Source organism: Ohtaekwangia koreensis (assembly GCF_900167975.1).
GTDB classification, from domain to species: Bacteria; Bacteroidota; Bacteroidia; order Cytophagales; family Cyclobacteriaceae; genus Ohtaekwangia; species Ohtaekwangia koreensis.
On record NZ_FUZU01000005.1, the window covers coordinates 350,447 to 368,711 of the forward strand.

The following is an 18,265-nucleotide window of genomic DNA, read 5'->3' on the forward strand; positions in this document are numbered from 1 at the left end:
GCTTAGTCGATTTCAAAAGGCGGAGCTGTGTTCGTCTTCTTCTTTTCTATACCGAGAAAATGTAAAAAGGTATCACCGCGTAGTCCGAGTCGAATGGTTTCCAACGGTATAACTTCTTCCGGGGCAATGTTGCCCAGGTTTACGTTAGCACCCAGTAATTTAATGAACCATACCTGCTGTGCTTTTTGAGGAGCTTCCCATATTATTTTCTCGAATGGAATCTTTGTTAAGATCTCTTGTACAAGTCCTGAACGAACTTCGCCAGTCGAGCGGAATAATCCAACATTACCACCTTCACGCGCTTCACCAATAACTTTCCAGGCGCCAGCATCTAATTCTTTTTGCATCAATTCAATCCACTGGTATGGCGGAATGATTTTGTCTGCATCCTTAGAGCCCACTTCTGAGAGTACGGTTACTTGTTCAGAAAGTTTTGTAATGTAATCGCATTTCTTGTCGTGATCAATGTCCATTGATCCATCGGATACTTCAGCGAACGACATGTCGAATTTATCGAGTAGTCTTCTGTAGTCATCAAACTGATCGCGAATAACAAAAGCTTCGAAGAGTGTTCCTCCGAAGTATACCGGTAGTCCGGCATCTTTGAAAACCTGAAGTTTATCTTTCAGATTGGGTGTGACAAACGATGTTGCCCATCCAAGCTTTACAATATCAACATGATCTGCACAGGTGCTAACAAAATCTTCGGCTTCACGGATACTCAGGCCCTTATCCATGGCCATGGTAAAACCGTATTGCCTGGGCTTTATGGTACGCTCAGGCAGATTGTTAAGGTCGTAATTCATTAATTATTGTCTTTTCTAAACTGCTCAATGATCTTGTACAGAGCCTTTTGCGTTTCCATCTTCGGAAAGAAATCAAATAAGGATGTATGACCATCGAAGTCCAAAATTAAGGCATTTTCCAAATAATTAAAGGCTTCTTTAAAACGACCTGATTCTATGAGGTATACCGTCATGCGATAAAAGAGCTCTGCATCATCTGGAATCTCGTCAAAACCTGTCAATAAAGTTTCAATTGCCTTATCGTGATCGCCTTGTTCATAATAGATAAATGACCAGTTCAGCCAGATTTCTTTATCATTCGGATCAAGCTTGCTTGCTTCTTCGTAGGCATCAATGCTTGAAACGGTGTTCCCTACTTTAAATTCTGCATGTGCTACTGCTTTCCAGTATTCAGAATTTTCAGGGTGAATTTTTAATGCTTTATTATAAAAGTGTAACGCCTGATACCACTTCTCCTGTTTCTCAAGGCATGCACCTGCACCAAACCACGCTTCATCATATAGTGTGTCGAGCTTGGATGCTTTTTGAAAATACTTCAAACCAAGTTCATATTGCTCAAGGCTTTCATACGCAGCCCCCAGGCAACAGTATACTTCCGGACTAGGTCCTTCTATATCAATTGTTTTTCTAAAAGAATCAAGCGCTTTAGTATACTCACCCATATTCATATAGGTGTTACCAGTATTGAAGTACGCTGATGCGAATGTTTCATCAATCGTTATAGCGTAGTCGTAGGCATTGAGTGCTTCCTGGAATTTTTCAAGTTTGTTATATACTATACCTAGATTATACCATGCAGCGGCAGAGTAAGGATCTTCGTCTATAAATTTCTGATAGTACTCAATACTACTCTCAAGTTGTCCGGTTACATCCAGACAAAAAGCAAGTTCATATAAAGCACCGTCATGGTTTATATTGATTTCAATGGCTTGCTTGTATGCATCAATAGCGTGCGTATAATTCTCCATGCTTTGGTACGCAAGGCCAATGTTATAGTATACTTCGTCTTTGTCATCAGCAAAGATGAGTGCCTGCTCGAAATTTTCGATCGCTTCTTTATGATTTCCCTGCAGGGATAGTATAGATCCTTTTGTTAAAAATATTTCAGGATCATTCGGTTGAAGTGCATTTGCCTGATCAAGTAAATCAAGAGCCTCTTCATACTCTTCCAGGTTTGAAAGAATCTGTGCTTTGACCGTTATTAGTTCGGTTGAAAAAGGATATTGACTGATGGCCTGATTAACAGCTTGTAATGCTTTATTATGTTTGCCACGGAACATATAAAAATCAATGATCTGTTCATAGGCATCTAAGTCAAAAAATTCGGCTTTCTTTTTTCGGAGATGGTCTTCAAATCTTCTAATCAGCTCGTTTCCTTCTTCTTCTCGTTTGCGGTATTCTCTCGCCATGTATCAAAAGGTTTTCCTAAAATAGGTAATTTTAACGCAAAGCTACGACCTTTCATTCTATTTTTTACCGGCCATTTTTTCCCTGTAATATTGGCAACACCATTCAATACTGGCATCAATCGGTTGAAATTCGAATGAAAATAACTGACGGATTTTCTTATTATCATATAAGAATTCGGTTCCGGCAATTCTGGCAGTCTCACGTGTAATTAAAGGTTCTGTGCCTGTAAACCAGGTTCTAAAGTTCTCTATCCATGCAATAATTTTGAGAGTCGTTGCGTTGAGTTTAATCCGTGGCGCTTTTTTTTGAAATGCACTTGCAAGTCTGCTAAAGAAATTTCCGAAAGATATATTTCCTGCGTTAGCAATATAACGTTCACCTTCTACCGGACTATATAGCAAGCGACATGCTATAGCAGCAACATCACGTACGTCTACATAATTGAGGAAGCCGTCGGTATAAAAAGGTTTTTCATCCCATATATACTTAAAAAGTTTTGCACTGCTGTTGTTCCAATTTGCAGGTGCAAGTATAACAGACGGGTTAACAATGACTGTACTCAATCCTTCTTCCTGACCGCGAAACACTTCAAGCTCGGCAAAGTATTTTGATTCGGCATATGTACTGTTGATGGAACTGCTTATCCATTTATTCTTTTCGTCAATATGATGTTGTCCTTTTTGCCGACCAAGTGCCGCTACGGAACTGATGTGGACCAATCGCTTAATATTTTTTACCAGACATGCATTCACAACGTTACGTGTACCCATCACGTTGATGTCCATTAACTCATCCGTTTTTCGTGGATTGAATGAAACTATAGCAGCTGCATGGATTACGTGAGTCACATCTTCAAAGGCTTCTGCTAGTGCAACTTCATCAGCTACATCAGCATCACGCCATGTTATATACTGTGCTACATCTGCAAGCAGAGAGGTATCGCTGTTTTTGCGTTTAAGTGCAACGAACGGTTCTTTACTTTCGATAAGTTTGCGGATGATAAAACTTCCAAGAAGTCCGTTAGCACCGGTGATCGCAATCATTTTTAAACTATATTATTGTGAATCATTTTCTCAACCACGCATAGAGAACGTTGTTCTGAGTTTTCAGAAAACAAAGTGCTACTGCTATAGGCTGTTATTTAACAGCGGTAAAGATAGAGCTTTTTGAAAGTACTTCATCGATTGAGCGGTACTGATTAATTTAGCATGCTGCATGGAATGGCAATCACTTCCAAGGAAATGTACCCAGCCTTTATCGATAAGCTTATGTGCAGTAGCTTGTGCTTCTCTTGAATAATAGCCTGTAATAGAACTTATGTTCAATTGGAAAAGCACACCACGTTGAAGCAAGTCCTCCAGTTTTTTCAGATCGTTTTGCAGGTAGATATACCGTTCAGGGTGTGCAAGAACAGGTTTGTATCCATTGGTAGTAGAAAGAAAAATAAACTCTTTTAAATTGAAAGGTTCATTCAAAAAATTTGTCTCAAACAGTAAATAATTTTTCCCGAAGGTGAGCATGGGCTCTTTTGTTTTAACCATGCTAAAAGTATGTTCGTCCAGGTAATATTCGGCAGCTGTCTCTACTTCAATGGCTATATTTTTTTCTTTCAGATAACGCCTTAGCTCTGCTAATTTTTCCTGTATTCCGATTGTCGTGTTACGGTATGTATCGCTCATAACGTGAGGCGATGTAATTACCTTTTTATATCCGAGGTTTATGAATTGCAGAATGATACTTTCGGCTTGCTCAAAAGTCTGCACACCATCATCCAGTCCAGGCAGGAGATGAGAGTGTACGTCCGTTGTAATGGTATTTACAATGGATTGCTTTTTTTTTCGAAACCAGCTTATCACGCTTTTATTTTAAACAGAGATTTGATCCTGTCAACATTACTTTGTCCTTCGTCTTCATAATATCCATAGCCATAACTGCTCGACTTTTTAGTAGAAGGTAACGCGTTGAGCAAGGTAGTAACATTTACAATCTTATTTATAGAAACGATACGTTGGAGATTCGAAATGGATTCACGCTTCGAATAATTTGCCCTGAAAATATAGATCGAAATATCAGCACGCATCATAGCCTGGATGCCATCGGTCACTAATCCAACGGGTGGTGTATCGAGAATAATGATATCATATTGCTTCTTTAATTCCTCAAGCAAGTTTGTGAACTCGCCATTGAGCAAAAGCTCGGAAGGATTTGGAGGTATAGGACCAGAAGGAATATAGTGAAGGAAATCAAGATTGGTTTGAAGAACACAATCTTCCCATCGGTCTCTTCGGATAAGTACAGTACTCATTCCTTTGGAAGGGTCGGGAATGTGTACTGGTAAATATGTTTTTGCTTTACGCATATCGAGATCAATGAGCAACACTCTTTTTCTGGAGAGAGCCATTGCTCCACCAAGGTTTAGTGCTAGAAATGATTTACCCTCACCGGATATGGTAGAGGATATAGCTATAACGCGTTGTGAGCCGTTGATTTTAAAGAAATCAAGATTGGTTCGAATGGTACGAATCGCTTCGCTCACCATCGATTTGGGGTGACTGATTACATGAAGACCTTCGTTGGCAGAGTAACGTGATGAAGGCACAACGCCAAGTACCGGAACTCCGGTTAATCGTTCAAGCTCATGAATGTTGGTGATCTTGTTATGCATCAAGTATAAAACACCGATGAAAAAGAATATAGATACCAGGCTGGTAACGAAACCTATACCTAAAACAATAAGTCGGTTAGGTGAAATAGGAGTGAATGGAAGTGTTGCAGGTGATAAGATTTTAAAGTCAGGAGTTGTACCGGCCTGTGCTATTTCAAAACCGGATTTGGTTTGCATCAGCGATAGATAGAACTCCTCATACAGTTTATAAAAGCGTTGGTTCTTGGAGTACTGTGTATTGAGATCAGGCATGTTAACAAATGCAGATTCCATACTGGATTTTTGCTGATTCATTTCCTGAAGCCTTCGCATCCATTCTTTTTTCAGTTCTGCCAATTGCTGACTTGTCTTATCAGTTCGGTTTTCTATCTCTTGTTGCTTCTCGCGATATGCCAACGTATTTTCATTATACGATAATTTTAATCTTTCTTGTTGAAGTAACAGTGATTGCACTTCATCTATATCTTTGAACATATACTCTGGCAGTGCCTGCCGGATAGAGGGATTGACAGAGAAATTTCCAGTTTGTAAACCATCCATCAATTTATTGATTTCATCAAGCCTGCGCGAAAGCTCGTAGCGTTGTGAATCAATCTTATTTATACTCTCAATGGTTTTACGGAGGTCTTCCTGTAGATCGTTGGTTTTATTTTTAAGTGTGAAACGCTCGAAATAATCTTCAAAGCCTTCCATCTTTAATTCGATCTGTTGTAGTTCGTTATTGAGCCAGTCGATCTTTTGCTTGGTAGTGAGCTTCTTCTGTTCGTAGCTATAGTGCAAATACGTTTTGTTGATCGCATCAACAATAGCATGTGCTTTAAGTGGATTGTTATCCTGAAATGCTATACGAATGGTTTGAGCAGCGTAGTTAAGGGGCTCAACTGAAAGGCCTGAAATAAGGTATCCTAACAATGCATCCGGACTGTTTATGATAAAGAACAGGTCTATATCATTTTCATCTAGAAAGTTTTCATTTTTTCTTAACGTGAGCTCTATTCCAGATATGTGAACAGGGGCACCATAACGCCCACTAATTTTTTGAGTGCCTTCGCCCCATACCAGTGAAAATGTTTCAGGTGACTCTTTTTCTAAAAAAAAAGGTTGATTAAAAAAGGCGGGATTTTCTATTTTATAACTAACCAGTATGGGAGAGTTTCCAAACAACTCATGGTTCAAAACTTCGCCTTTACTATAATAGGTCACGTCTATATTCAACGAATCAAGAACCTGATCCAGAAAAAGCCGGGAGCGAATCATTTCGATTTCACCCGAAATCAAATCTGTGTTTTGTTGATCTTTCCCTGCGAGTATACTAATTCCAAGCTCAGAAGCTTCATCCTTCACATCGAGTTTAATCTCTGAAAAGGATTCGTAGCGATCTTGGGTATAGCGAATGATAAGATATGCTGTGAGGTTGATAACAAGAAATATCAAAGCAATCCATACCAGGTTGTTCCGCACAATGACCTTAAGCTTGTTAAAGTCAATACCTTCACTCGGCAGAGGTTGATGATGAATATTGTTTTTCGCTAACTCCACAGATGAAATTATAGTTGTGTAAGGACCACAAGAAGAGTTGTCATGCTGGTGATAATGCTTATCACCGGGCCATAATCCCGCAGACTTTCAAGTAAAGGTCTTCGGATTGGCTCAACATATACTATATCTCCAGGCTCAATCAGTATATCATTTTTCTTATATCCTTCAAAAGTGGTAAGATCTGCTATAAACAAAGTTTCTCCTCGCATCACCCGAATATTGAATGCTTTGGCATCGTTGTTAATTCCTTTAGCAAGTGCCAGAACTTCTGTAAGCCTCATGTTATCATGCAACAGCGGAATAACTTGTCCACCCGGTGCGCCTAGTACCACAACTCGTTTGTTTGTAAACTTCAAGACAACGAAAGTCTCTTTGTAAAACTTTAAATATTCTTTTTGAAGGATTTCTTCTGCCTGCCTGATCGTTAAGCCTTCCAGGTTTATTGTTCCTACCATTGGTAACTTAACCAGCCCCTCCTGGTCAACCAGATAGGTGTTAACTACTGGCTTTTGAGCAGCACCCTCGGCACCTTCTTTTGAAATAAAATTGTTGGGATCGATTAGGCGTTCACCTTGATTGGTATATACTTCTAATTCTAATCTGTCATTTTTTTGAATGACATAGTTCTTCTCTGTTTTTTGAACCTGAGCTTGTACAGCTTGCGTATTGTTAGCCTGAAACATTATGTTTTGGCGATACGAAGCACATGAAGACGTCAGGAGGCTCGCAACGGAAAGTATCAGTACAGAATAGAAAAAGTGTAAGAGTCTCAACTTCTAAAAAAGTTATTCAAGTAATTACCGTGAAATTACTGAATTTCTCAGTAATTCTTCCAGTGTTGGCAACACTTGATCTTTATCAGATACGTTTGGCTCTTTTACTTGCCAGTCGATTTTCAGTTCAGGATCGTTCCAACGGATACCATTTTCCGATTCACGATTATATATATTGGAACACTTGTAGAAGAATACGGAGTCCTCGAGTGCAGCAAACCCGTGTGCAAAGCCTTCTGGCACCATTAGCATATTGCATTTCTCAGATTCCAGCAGGCAGTAATATACCTGCCCAAAGGTCTTGGAGCCCTTGCGGAGATCAACCACTACATCCAAGACTTTACCGGATAAAGCCGTGACGAGCTTGGCCTGAGCGTGGGGTGCCAGCTGCATGTGCAGTCCTCGCACTACGCCTTTTTTGGAGAAAGACCTGTTTTCTTGTAAAAATTTGTAGGGAATGCCTGCCTTTGCAAAGTTGTCTTCGCGATAGAATTCATAAAACCAACCGCGGTTGTCATGATAAACAGCAGGGATAATTTCTACCAGCCCTTCGATGCCGGTTTGTTTTACTTCCATGAAATTGTGATCTGTAAGTTTTAAGAAACCTTTCTTAACTCGCAGATGGTCTGAAGGTATTTATCAATGACAACGGATTCGTTATACTCCGCTTCCATTTTAGCTCTACCGTTTTCTCCGAAAAGTTTTAGCGTGGTGTTTTCAAAACCTGCCATCATCTTCATCTTTTCAGCCAGATCATCAGCGTCTTTCAATTTGCAAAGAAGTCCATTAAAATTGTTTTTCACAACATGATTACAGCCCGGCACATCCGTAGCTATAATAGGTTTGGATGAACTTGCAGCTTCTAACAGTGTACGCGGTGTACCTTCGCGATAGGAGGGCAATACTATACAGTCAGCCTGGTGAATAAATTTTTGAACGTTATCCGTAGTACCGAGGTACTCGATCGTTTTAGTATCAATCCAGTTTTGAATGACCTCAGTTTTTATACCTCGTTTATGCTCGGGGTCCATCGCGCCTAATACCTGGAAGTGAGCGTTTACACCCGATGATTGAAGTTTTCTAACGGCTTCAATGTATTCCATTACTCCTTTATCAGTTATCAGTCGTGATATTAATAAGAAGGTAAATTTATCGTTGCGTTTAAAGGCAGCAGGCTGAAATTTCTTCAAGTCAATTCCAGATCCAGGTAACAGATCAACAGCGTCTGCCGGAACAAGTTTCTGGTTAACGAATAAATTAAGGTCGTCAGGATTTTGGAAGTATACCTTTTTCGCGAAGCGAAAACTAATTTTATATAGGAAGATCGCTATCGCGGATACTAAATTTTTCTTAAGGAATACGGTGCCTAACCCACAGACATTGTTTACTACAGGAATGCCAAGCATAGATGCTGCCAGTGTTCCATATACATTAGGCTTAATAGTGTAATGGAGAATGATGTCGGGTTTTACTCTCTTGTAGATAGAGTAAAGTTCTACGATGAGTGCGGAGTCCTTGATGGGATTTGCCCCGCGACTATCCATTTTTACTTTATGATGAACACATCCGCTTTGCTCAAGAAGGTGAGTGTATTCATCTTCAGGTGCAATCGTATGCACTTCGTAACCTTGCTCAAGCAGGGCACGAACGAAATTCATCCTGAAATTGTAGATATTCCAGGACGTATTGAGGACGATAGCAATTCTCATTATTTGGCTCTGGTTATGAGAACATTCACATTCCTACTTATCGACAAATGGTCGAATTTTTAGACGGCTTTGTAAAATCTCTGGTTTGGATTCATCAAAGATAGAAAAAAGTAACCATGACCGGTATCCTGTATAAATTTTTATCACGTATGTTCGCCCTTTGTTAATACCGTTTAACAACCTTATGAAAGAGAATTCAGATAAAGCAGTTTTAGTAGCCTTAAGCAGTACGCGTGCTCAGGAGGAAACCGATGAGCATCTCGATGAATTGGCCTTTTTGGCTGAAACCATGGGAATCAAGACGGTTAACAGATTCGTTCAGAATTTGCCGCATCCAGACCCTCGTACTTTTCTTGGGAAAGGCAAAATAGGGGAGTTAAAAGCCTATGTACATTCCGGTAAAATAGGGAATGTAATATTTGATGAAGATTTAACTCCATCGCAGTTAAAAAATCTCGAGCGTGAACTCAACACAAAAGAGTTACAAGAAGAAGATTTCAAAATTCGTATTTACGATCGCAGTTTGCTGATCCTTGATATATTTCTTTGGAGAGCTCAAACAGCTCAGGCACGTACGCAGGTAGAGCTCGCACGCAATCAATATTTGTTACCACGGTTAACACGTCTGTGGACTCACTTGGAACGTCAGCGAGGCGGAACAGGCACCCGTGGTGGTGCTGGTGAAAAAGAAATAGAAACTGACCGCAGGAATATTCGCTTTCAAATAACGCTGCTAAAAGAAAAATTAGAGAAGATAGAAAAGCAACGTGCGACACAACGTAAGGCGCGTACAAATGTAGTACGTGTAGCGTTAGTGGGCTACACCAACGTAGGCAAGTCTACATTGATGAACTTACTTTCGGGCTCCGGAGTGCTTGCAGAAAATAAACTCTTTGCCACCGTAGACTCAACCGTACGCAAAGTTGTTTTCGGAACTATACCATTCTTGCTTTCTGATACTGTAGGGTTTATTAGGAAACTCCCTCATCATTTAATTGAGTCTTTTAAATCGACACTGGATGAGGTGCGTGAGGCAGATTTGCTTTTACACGTTGTAGATCTCGCGCATCCATTTCATGACAATCAGATTGAAGTAGTGATGAAGACATTGGAGGAAATCGGTGCAGCATCCATACCGACAGTTTTAGTATTGAATAAGATAGATTTATTCCGTGAGCAGCATCCCGATGTTAACCTCGAAGAAATGCGTGGCTTTTACAGGCAGAAAGGTTTTGTGGATGTAATTTTTGTTTCCGCGACAGCGAATGAAAACATCAATGCACTGAAGCAGCTTCTCTTTGAGAGAATAAAAGAGAGACACCTACAGATATATCCTAATTTTATGAAGGACGGATATGAATTTTCGCCTTGGCCTACGGAGACAACTTAGAAGAGCGAATATTTTTTATATTTGCGCCCCGTTAGGTTATCTAATGGCCCCGTAGTTCAATGGATAGAATAGGAGTTTCCTAAACTTTTGATGCAGGTTCGATTCCTGTCGGGGCTACTGCGGAAGATCAATGAACTTCATTGGTCTTTTTTTGTGCTTAATTGAGCTCGTCTCAGGGTTGATCATTATCATTTATAGATATATAGTATATTTGATATGCAACCCTTACTTCCTTTCATGTAATTGTCCTTAGTATATATTAACGGAGATCATTCTATCTGTATGACTCTGTATCTTTCGCTAAGATTTTAACTGGGCATTGTTGGCGTTTTTGAGAATTATGCGCCTGATTGTTGGCTGTTCATTCTAACAGTAACCTCACAAGGTTTTATCGAGCATTTGCTCTATTAGTACCTCCGCGGTCAGGTATCATCACTACGCTGATTTTCTGTTTTACTTCGATCTATAGTATTCTCAGATCAATGAATTTTTACAATTCTCTGCTTAAGCCAGGAAATACATTTGCTTAAAATTAACGCGATGAAATTAATGAACGAAACAAAAACAGAGTACATCAGGAGAGGTCTGCTGTTGGCGATGCTCCTGATTTCAGGAATACTAGTGTATGGCCAGTCAGGCAATGAAAGTAAAAAAATCAGTAAAAAGGAGGAGGTTAAAATGTCTACAACGGAAAAAAACAAAGAGGTTATACAGAAACTGTATGAGCAATCAATGAACAAACGAAACATGGAGTTGCTTTCTGAATTTGTAGCAGACGACTATATAGGTATAAATGGAACGAGAGGAGCTGCCGGATTTAAAGAACCTTTAGTTGCATTGATTAATTCTTTTCCGGATGCAAAGTGGAATATAGAGGAACTGATTGCCGATGGAGATAAGGTTATGGTAAGGCAAAAATTTAGCGGAACACATACCGAGCAATTTCAATATATAGAGGCAACGGGTAAGGCGGTCTCAAGTGATGGGATGGTAATTTATGAATTAAAGAATGGAAAAATTATAAGGTCGTTGGTACAGACCGATCGACTAGGTTTTTTACAACAGTTAGAAGTGTTGCCCGCGAACCTGGCTACTTTATCTAACAGACCAAATAATAAAGACCAGGTTAATTTTATAGACAAGTTCTTTGTTCCATCAGCTGCTAAAAATGAATTCCACGAACGGATGCGTATAAACAGAAACTTCATAAAAAAAATACCTGGGTTTGTACACGATGCAGCTTACGAATATACAGATAAGGATGGGAATTTAATTTGCGTAACGGTAGCCTTATGGGAAAACGTGGAGGCGCTTCAAAAAGCAAAAGACGCTGTGCAGGCAGAGTATAGAGAACAAGGATTTGATATAGCCGAAATGATGAAAAGACTAAATATAGTTTCCGATAGAGGAGTATATAAGCAAATAACAGATATCAAATAGCAGTATTTTGTTGTGACTTTAAAATTCCGGACTCGTCACGATCCGGAATTTTATTTTACAACGTTTAGTCTATGGGGTGTAGCCTAAGATTATCAGCGTTATCGGAAAAATTATGACCTCCTAAGAAAACTACTGAGCTTAAATCAGGAAAGTCCTGAAGGATGATTCTTCTTTGTTTTTGACCTTTGCTCATAATTTTTAATAGAAGTGTTTGTCAAAATCAAGGAAGTAAGGTAGAAGGTGTAGTATGAATAGAAGCGATCAAATTCCTTCATCCAGGACTTCGCATAGTGCCGAAAAAGCACTGTTCGCAAAGCCAAAGAAAATTCGCATTCTGATGCTTGAGGACAGTGCTGAGGATACAGAACTCCTTTTGTACGAACTAAGAAGAAGTGGATTTGATTTCACTTCAAGAACAGTGCAGACAAGGCAGGATTTTGAAAATGAACTTGTCCACTTCAATCCCGAATTAATTCTTTCAGACTATTCGCTTCCTTCCTTTAACGGCCTTTCTGCGTTTCAACTCAAACAAGAAATTGCACCTGATACACCATTTATGATTGTATCCGGAACAATTGGAGATGAAAATGCTGTGGAGCTCATCAAGAGTGGAGTAACAGATTACGTTTTAAAAGAAAAGATATACCAGATCGCTCCCAAAATCATTCGCGCATTAAAAGAAACAAGCGAACGAAGAGAGAAAAAATTGGCAGAAGAGAATCTGCGACAAAGCCGTGAACAGCTTCAGCGGATTATGGATCAATCGCTGGATTTAATTTGTGCAGTAAACAATGAAGGAACATTTTTAAATGTAGGTGCGGCTTCTTTAACTATTTTGGGATATAGACCGGATGAACTCATCGGACGAAAGGCGTGGGAATTTATACATCCTGAAGATTTTAAGAAAACACAGGAACTTTCAGAGAGCGTATTCCAGGGTATAGAGGTTCGATATTATGAGAACCGTTACTTGGCAAAAGATGGTCGCATCGTTTGGTTGTTCTGGACAGCCAAGTGGGATGCAAATGAAAACGTAGCGTACTGCGTAGCACGCGATGCAACAGAAAAAAAACAAGCAGAGATCTTAATTAAAAATAGCGAGAAGCGATTTAAAGCGCTTCTTGAAAATAGCACCGATGGATTAACGATTCTCAATCAGGAAGGTATTATTCTGGAAGTAAGCGAATCAGGACAAAAAATACTGGGATATAAAGCAGATACATTAGCAGGTATATCTGCATTCGCTATCATTCATCCTGAAGATCAGGGCGAGGTAAAGAAAGCTTTTGAAAACGTTATTACCCATCCTGATAATATCATCACATTGGAGTATCGTTCGCTGTTGCCAGGGGGTACCTATCGCTGGATCGAGTTGAATTTTCAAAACCTTCTACAGGAGCAGGCAGTAGGAGCGATCATTGCGCATTACAGGGATATCACCGAGCGAAAGTTGTCGCAAATAATCATTCACGAAAGTGAAGAAAAGTATAGGACATTGTTTGATATGAGTCCGTTCCCCATGTGGCTGTTTGATGTAGAGACGTTTCGCTTTTTGAATGTGAATTATGCAGCCATTAAGCATTACGGATATAGCCGTGAAGAATTTATGGCGATGTCCATTAAAGATATACGCCCCCCCGAAGATGTACAAAAGATAGAGGAGATTGTGACGCAAACAAAAAAAACGGGTGTTTTCAGTCAAGGGGTTTTTACGCATGTGAAGAAGAACGGAGAGCGTATATTCGTAGATATACAAAGCAATCTGATAGAGTTGGATGGTGTCAAAGCCCGGCTGGTTCTTGCTACTGACATCAGCAAGCGTATACTATATATACAGGACATCGAGGAGAAGAATAAAAGGCTAAAGGAAATAGCGTGGATACAATCGCATGTAGTACGGGCTCCATTAGCACGCATAAAAGGGTTGATCGATTTGCTTAAACATTTACCTGACGAAGAAATAGAACTGCCCGAGTTATTGAATAATATCATTATATCGGCAGACGAACTTGACACGATCATACATGAAATTGTCAAGAAGACTGAACGATTGGAAAATTAACTTATACGATGAGTTTAAGAGTATTGATTGTTGATGATGACGGTGTTATAGTCTTACTTCATAAGAGAATTATAATGAACAGTGGTCTCTGTTCTGATCCAATGGTTTTTTCAAATGGAAAAACTGCTTTAGAATATCTTCATGCACACGTTCAGGAAGCTAGCCGGTATCTCATCCTTCTCGATATAAATATGCCCGTTATGAATGGATGGGAATTTTTGGATTCAATTAAATCAACCTCGTTAGCGATGCAAGTAAAAGTTATCGTGATCTCATCTTCTATTAATTCAAGCGACCGTGAAAAGGCAGGCCAATATACAGAGGTTATTAACTATATAGAGAAACCTCTGAAACAAGATCAACTCACCGGATTCAGTATATCATAATATAGATTAATTTATACCTCTGCACTCTCAACATAGAGCGACATTAAAATGCGCTATATCCTAGCCTTATTACAGGCATTGATACAAAGCTGCTGAAGCGATGGTTTATACTTTATTCTGGAATAATACTACACTGGTTAGTAGTACCTATTTCAATCATATAATATTTGTGAAGTAATACCACTTATTGTGGTGTATTAATTTAATAGACAAGAGTTGTAAAAGTGACACTATTAATCTGTTACCTTTGAATGAAGGTATGTGCTGGCAGCATGTTATAATCCTTCAGGTTAGCGTTGCTCACGGTGATGAAAGAATTAACTCGATGAATGGTGAAGGAATTTAATCTGTTATTTTATTAGTGCATTGGAATGTAAGTGTATCAATGTTCTTGCCAGACCGATTTTTCACAGTTCTCCTCTCAGAAATTGATCATCTTCATTTAATAATTATCAAAATATTAGGAATATATAATTCCGGGAAAAGATTCTACATCTGATTTAAATTACAGTATTGTGATCAAGGAAGATATGCATATACGGCTATCGATATTATTTACTTTTTTTATTGCATTTACCTGTTCTAAAGGACTGGCGCAGCAACTTTTTGTGCAGCAGTATCCTGTTGATTCATACAAGGGTTCTTCACAGAACTGGTCGATGTGGCAAGACCCACAGGGAATACTATATATAGCCAATACCGATGGACTTCTTATGTATGATGGAGAGGAGTGGAAGCTGGTCACACTGCCTAATAACGCCTTTGTATTGTCAGTGGCAGGTGATGCCCAGGGGAAAATATATATCGGATTGCTCGGGGATTTCGGTTATATGCAACGAGATGCAAACGGGCAGTTTCAATACCACTCATTACTTTCTTTACTATCAGAAAAAGAGCAGGCAGATCTTGGTGAAGTGCGCGATGTAAAGGTGAAAGGCGCTACCGTTTTCTTTAACGATTATAAACACAGCTATGTATATGAGAAGTCAAAGATAAAGGTGTTCAATGAGGCGAACTCTGGATTTATAGTGCTTCCCGAGTTTCTCTGTGTTATGAACGCGAAAGGTATATTTAGTTATAAGAATGGAGAATTTCAAAAGATTGAATTCAATTTTCCGTCTCATGACATTAGATGGATGAGCAGTTACGATGATGATGAATATGTGCTTGTGGATTCCAAACTTAAGTTTTGGAGAATCAATAAAAAGTTTTCCACTACAAGCAAAGCGCGCCCTTTTTCAGAAACCATTGACAGATATCTCGAACATGCGAAATTAATTAAGGTTACGATGCTATCAGAGCGAAGGATTGCAATTCTTACGGATACGGAAATTGTGATCGTAGGTAGCCATGGGGAAATTCTTTTTAAAGTGACCAATGAAATGTTGCATGGTAATTTATGGATCCGGCTGCTATTTGAAGATGCACAACATAATTTGTGGTTTTCTACAGATGAATCGATAGGTATGATCGCGATGAGCGCTCCACTTTCTTACTTCGATAAAATGAATGGCGTGAGCGGTATAGTGGTTGCATTAGGTGAGTGTGGTAGGCATCAATATGTTGGCACAGATCGTGGACTATTCTACAGGGATGATAAGGATACATTTCTACGCGTACCGTTGATTTATGATGGTGTTGGCAATCTATATAATTACAATGAGAAATTATATGCTGTTGCCGAATCCGGTATATATGAAGTAACGGGAAAGGAATCAAAACGAATATTAGAACAACCTGCAGCACAGACGCTTTGCATCGTGAACGAACGGAAAGATCATTTTATCATGGGTACATATTCATCGGGCATATGGCTTTTGAAAAAAAATCTTACGGGATGGAGTGAACACAAGATAGTAGGATTTGAAGAAGAAGTGCGCTTTATGGAGCGGGACGGAGACAGAAATCTTTGGATTGCGCATTATGGAAAAGGTATATGGAAGCTTACTCTTAATGAAGCAATGGATTCTGTTGTAGGCAAGAAATTTTATTCTATAGATCATGGGCTTCCATCCAATTTAAATAATCGCATCTATAAACTCAGCGATCAAAGTATAGTCGCAACAACTGAAAATGGAATATATAGTTACCAGCCAGTACACGATGCGTTCGAACCCGATCAACGATTTGCCAAAGTCATGGATGGCAAGTTGGTCCACGAGTTAACTACGAATATAAATGGTGATTTATATTTTCGCGGCAGGGATCATAAGCACAATGAGGAAGACATTGTAGGAAAGCTTTCTAAAAAACAAGACGGTACTTATTCGTTGTTAACTGCACCTTTCCGCAAAGTTACCTGGTCGGATACCGAACCAACAATGCTTGCTACTGAATATGGTGTCTGGATCTCGGATCACAACAAAATCTTTGTATACGACTCGTCCGCAAAAACGGAATATGGTAAATCACTTCAGCCGTATCTGAAAAAAGTGTTAGCACAAGATTCTCTTATTTATAGTTACGGTCAAAAAACCACAGACATTAATCTGGCCTATCGAAATAACAGTATACATTTTTATTTCAACCTGCCTTACTTTGAGAACGAAGAACGGGTTAAGTTTAGATATAAGCTGGATGGTTTTAATACAGAGTGGTCTGACTGGACCAATTTGCATGAAGCCCGCTTTACCAATTTGCCGGAAGGCGACTATGTTTTTATACTACAGGCAAAAACTGTGTATGCCACAGAAAGCCGGTTTGTCACCTTTTCCTTTCATATTGATCCACCCATTTATAGAACGATATGGGCATATATGCTTTATGTTATAGCATTTGGCTTTACCGTATACCTGTTAACACTCCTCAATACGAGGCGGGTAAATCATCAAAAAAAATTGCTTGAAAAAGAAGTGAACGAGAAGACGAGAGAACTGCTTGCAATGAATGAAGAGATCAGGGCCCAAAATGAAGAGATACTGGATATAAATGAAGATATACACCGGAAAAATATAGAGATAGAGTGCCAGGCACAGATACTGTTGCAGTCGAACGTTACAAAAGACAAGCTCTTTTCTATTATCTCACATGATCTTCGTGGTCCCGTGAATCAGCTTCGCGAGATCTTTACGATGATCGATTCTGGATATATATCAACAGATGAATTTCAAAGGGTATTGATGCCTGATCTAAAAGAGCGCATTGGCTATGTGGCGTCACTCACGGACAACCTATTGCAGTGGGCGAGAGACCAGATGGAGGGAATTCAGGTGAAACCATCGGCCTTTGAGCTCGGTGAAATTGTGGAAGAGAATATCAACCTGTTTAGTCTGCAGGCAAAGAAGAAAGATATACGACTTGCTGTAATTGGCAATGTGAAATATACCGTGTATGCTGATATAGAAATGCTCAGACTGGTGTTGCGGAATCTTTTGAGCAATGCAATTAAATTTACGCTTGCCAACGGAGAGGTCACCGTCAGCGCAGAGACAGATCCGGCATTTGTATATGTATCTGTCACTGATAAAGGAACAGGCCTTACAGAAGAAGATATCTCGAAAATATTTGATAAAGTATATTTCACGAAATACGGTACAGCAGGAGAGAAGGGTTCAGGCCTTGGGCTTATGCTCTGCCGTGAGTTCATAGAGAAAAATGGTGGCAAGCTAACGATAGAGAGTACAGTAGGCAGCGGAAGTATATTCTCATTCAGTATACCGCTTCGAAATCCTTGAGGCGACACAAACAGAAATTGCTTCTCAGGTAGAAGCGATTTCTGTTTAAGCTTTATTTATGTGAGAGATTGTTGTACGCAAACTATTTTATAAGGTCACCATCCAATACATCAGTGGTTTCTGGGACTGCTGCTTTACTCCATTGTTTTTGAAGAAGTTTATAGAAACCCCAGCATAATAATATTCCCATTGGAAGTGCCATCAATCCTACAACTATCTCTGGAATATCATCGATGGCTATAACCTGTAATTCAGAAAGTACTCCCAGAATGACACCACCGATAACTACACCGAGGTAGTATGACACAACACCCAAAATGCCAAAGCCCCATTTACTTTTGTGATGCAATTCAGCAAGATCATAAAATGCTTTTCCGATGAAATAGATAAAAACTAAGCCGATCATAGGTA

The 18,265-nt window shown here is 39.4% G+C and carries 14 protein-coding genes and 1 tRNA gene; 6 read left to right on the forward strand and 9 right to left on the reverse strand.

Translation table 11 applies throughout. The annotated features are described in order from the left end of the window. Positions 1-2: 2 nt before the first annotated feature. The 8 genes from B5Y40_RS28665 to B5Y40_RS28700 all read right to left on the reverse strand — a co-directional run bounded on the left by B5Y40_RS28665 (position 3) and on the right by B5Y40_RS28700 (position 8,902). Entirely contained in the window at positions 3-806 is an 804-nt protein-coding gene (locus B5Y40_RS28665) for a phosphosulfolactate synthase (protein WP_079690334.1), read from the reverse strand. Beyond that, positions 806-2,215 (reverse strand): tetratricopeptide repeat protein, encoded by a 1,410-nt coding sequence (locus B5Y40_RS28670; RefSeq protein ID WP_079690335.1) that lies wholly within the window; start codon positions 2,213-2,215, stop codon positions 806-808. Before B5Y40_RS28670 ends, B5Y40_RS28665 begins: the two co-directional genes overlap by 1 nt. Positions 2,216-2,272: 57 nt before the next feature. Then, a complete protein-coding gene (locus B5Y40_RS28675) occupies positions 2,273-3,259 on the reverse strand; it encodes an NAD-dependent epimerase/dehydratase family protein (protein WP_079690336.1) in 987 nt (328 codons plus the stop codon). 84 nt (positions 3,260-3,343) lie between these two features. Next, positions 3,344-4,072, reverse strand: a complete 729-nt coding sequence (locus B5Y40_RS28680) for a tyrosine-protein phosphatase (RefSeq protein ID WP_079690337.1) — start codon at positions 4,070-4,072, stop codon at positions 3,344-3,346. Next, positions 4,069-6,420, reverse strand: a complete 2,352-nt coding sequence (locus B5Y40_RS28685) for a GumC family protein (RefSeq protein ID WP_079690338.1) — start codon at positions 6,418-6,420, stop codon at positions 4,069-4,071. The genes B5Y40_RS28680 and B5Y40_RS28685 overlap by 4 nt, the downstream gene beginning before the upstream one ends. Before the next feature lie 8 nt (positions 6,421-6,428). Further along, the gene (locus B5Y40_RS28690; RefSeq protein ID WP_079690339.1) at positions 6,429-7,103 is read right to left on the reverse strand and encodes a polysaccharide biosynthesis/export family protein; all 675 of its coding nucleotides are present in this window, start codon (positions 7,101-7,103) and stop codon (positions 6,429-6,431) included. 114 nt (positions 7,104-7,217) lie between these two features. Continuing rightward, positions 7,218-7,769 (reverse strand): dTDP-4-dehydrorhamnose 3,5-epimerase, encoded by a 552-nt coding sequence (gene rfbC, locus B5Y40_RS28695; RefSeq protein ID WP_079690340.1) that lies wholly within the window; start codon positions 7,767-7,769, stop codon positions 7,218-7,220. A gap of 20 nt (positions 7,770-7,789) precedes the next feature. Beyond that, positions 7,790-8,902 carry a glycosyltransferase family 4 protein gene (locus B5Y40_RS28700; protein ID WP_079690341.1) on the reverse strand — a complete coding sequence of 371 codons (1,113 nt, stop codon included), beginning with the start codon at positions 8,900-8,902 and terminating at the stop codon, positions 7,790-7,792. Positions 8,903-9,086: 184 nt separating this feature from the next. Between B5Y40_RS28700 and hflX the strand changes: the two genes are divergently transcribed. The 6 genes from hflX to B5Y40_RS28730 all read left to right on the forward strand — a co-directional run bounded on the left by hflX (position 9,087) and on the right by B5Y40_RS28730 (position 17,854). Continuing rightward, positions 9,087-10,292 (forward strand): GTPase HflX, encoded by a 1,206-nt coding sequence (gene hflX / locus B5Y40_RS28705; protein WP_079690342.1) that lies wholly within the window; start codon positions 9,087-9,089, stop codon positions 10,290-10,292. A gap of 45 nt (positions 10,293-10,337) precedes the next feature. Beyond that, positions 10,338-10,409 (forward strand) — tRNA-Arg (locus tag B5Y40_RS28710). Between the two features lie 432 nt (positions 10,410-10,841). Next, positions 10,842-11,732 (forward strand): ester cyclase, encoded by an 891-nt coding sequence (locus tag B5Y40_RS28715; RefSeq protein ID WP_159453836.1) that lies wholly within the window; start codon positions 10,842-10,844, stop codon positions 11,730-11,732. Positions 11,733-11,979: 247 nt separating this feature from the next. Next, positions 11,980-13,794, forward strand: coding sequence for a PAS domain S-box protein (locus tag B5Y40_RS28720; protein WP_079690344.1), 1,815 nt, complete (start codon positions 11,980-11,982; stop codon positions 13,792-13,794). Between the two features lie 8 nt (positions 13,795-13,802). Beyond that, entirely contained in the window at positions 13,803-14,180 is a 378-nt protein-coding gene (locus B5Y40_RS28725) for a response regulator (RefSeq protein ID WP_079690345.1), read from the forward strand. Positions 14,181-14,695: 515 nt separating this feature from the next. After that, positions 14,696-17,854, forward strand: coding sequence for a sensor histidine kinase (locus tag B5Y40_RS28730; RefSeq protein WP_079690346.1), 3,159 nt, complete (start codon positions 14,696-14,698; stop codon positions 17,852-17,854). An 82-nt stretch (positions 17,855-17,936) separates the two neighbouring features. Here B5Y40_RS28730 and B5Y40_RS28735 read toward each other — a convergent pair whose 3' ends face one another. Further along, positions 17,937-18,260 carry a hypothetical protein gene (locus B5Y40_RS28735; RefSeq protein WP_079690347.1) on the reverse strand — a complete coding sequence of 108 codons (324 nt, stop codon included), beginning with the start codon at positions 18,258-18,260 and terminating at the stop codon, positions 17,937-17,939. Between the last annotated feature and the right edge of the window lie 5 nt (positions 18,261-18,265).

Excerpts from the sequence above, each read along its gene's own strand:
- B5Y40_RS28675 (WP_079690336.1), bottom strand. The coding sequence starts at position 3,259 with ATGATTGCGATCACCGGTGCTAACGGACTTCTTGGAAGTTTTATCATC.
- B5Y40_RS28665 (WP_079690334.1), bottom strand. The coding sequence starts at position 806 with ATGAATTACGACCTTAACAATCTGCCTGAGCGTACCATAAAGCCCAGG.
- B5Y40_RS28715 (WP_159453836.1), top strand. The coding sequence starts at position 10,842 with ATGAACGAAACAAAAACAGAGTACATCAGGAGAGGTCTGCTGTTGGCG.
- B5Y40_RS28700 (WP_079690341.1), bottom strand. The coding sequence starts at position 8,902 with ATGAGAATTGCTATCGTCCTCAATACGTCCTGGAATATCTACAATTTC.
- B5Y40_RS28735 (WP_079690347.1), bottom strand. The coding sequence starts at position 18,260 with ATGATCGGCTTAGTTTTTATCTATTTCATCGGAAAAGCATTTTATGAT.
- rfbC (WP_079690340.1), bottom strand. The coding sequence starts at position 7,769 with ATGGAAGTAAAACAAACCGGCATCGAAGGGCTGGTAGAAATTATCCCT.
- B5Y40_RS28720 (WP_079690344.1), top strand. The coding sequence starts at position 11,980 with ATGAATAGAAGCGATCAAATTCCTTCATCCAGGACTTCGCATAGTGCC.
- B5Y40_RS28670 (WP_079690335.1), bottom strand. The coding sequence starts at position 2,215 with ATGGCGAGAGAATACCGCAAACGAGAAGAAGAAGGAAACGAGCTGATT.
- B5Y40_RS28725 (WP_079690345.1), top strand. The coding sequence starts at position 13,803 with ATGAGTTTAAGAGTATTGATTGTTGATGATGACGGTGTTATAGTCTTA.
- B5Y40_RS28690 (WP_079690339.1), bottom strand. The coding sequence starts at position 7,103 with ATGTTTCAGGCTAACAATACGCAAGCTGTACAAGCTCAGGTTCAAAAA.
- hflX (WP_079690342.1), top strand. The coding sequence starts at position 9,087 with ATGAAAGAGAATTCAGATAAAGCAGTTTTAGTAGCCTTAAGCAGTACG.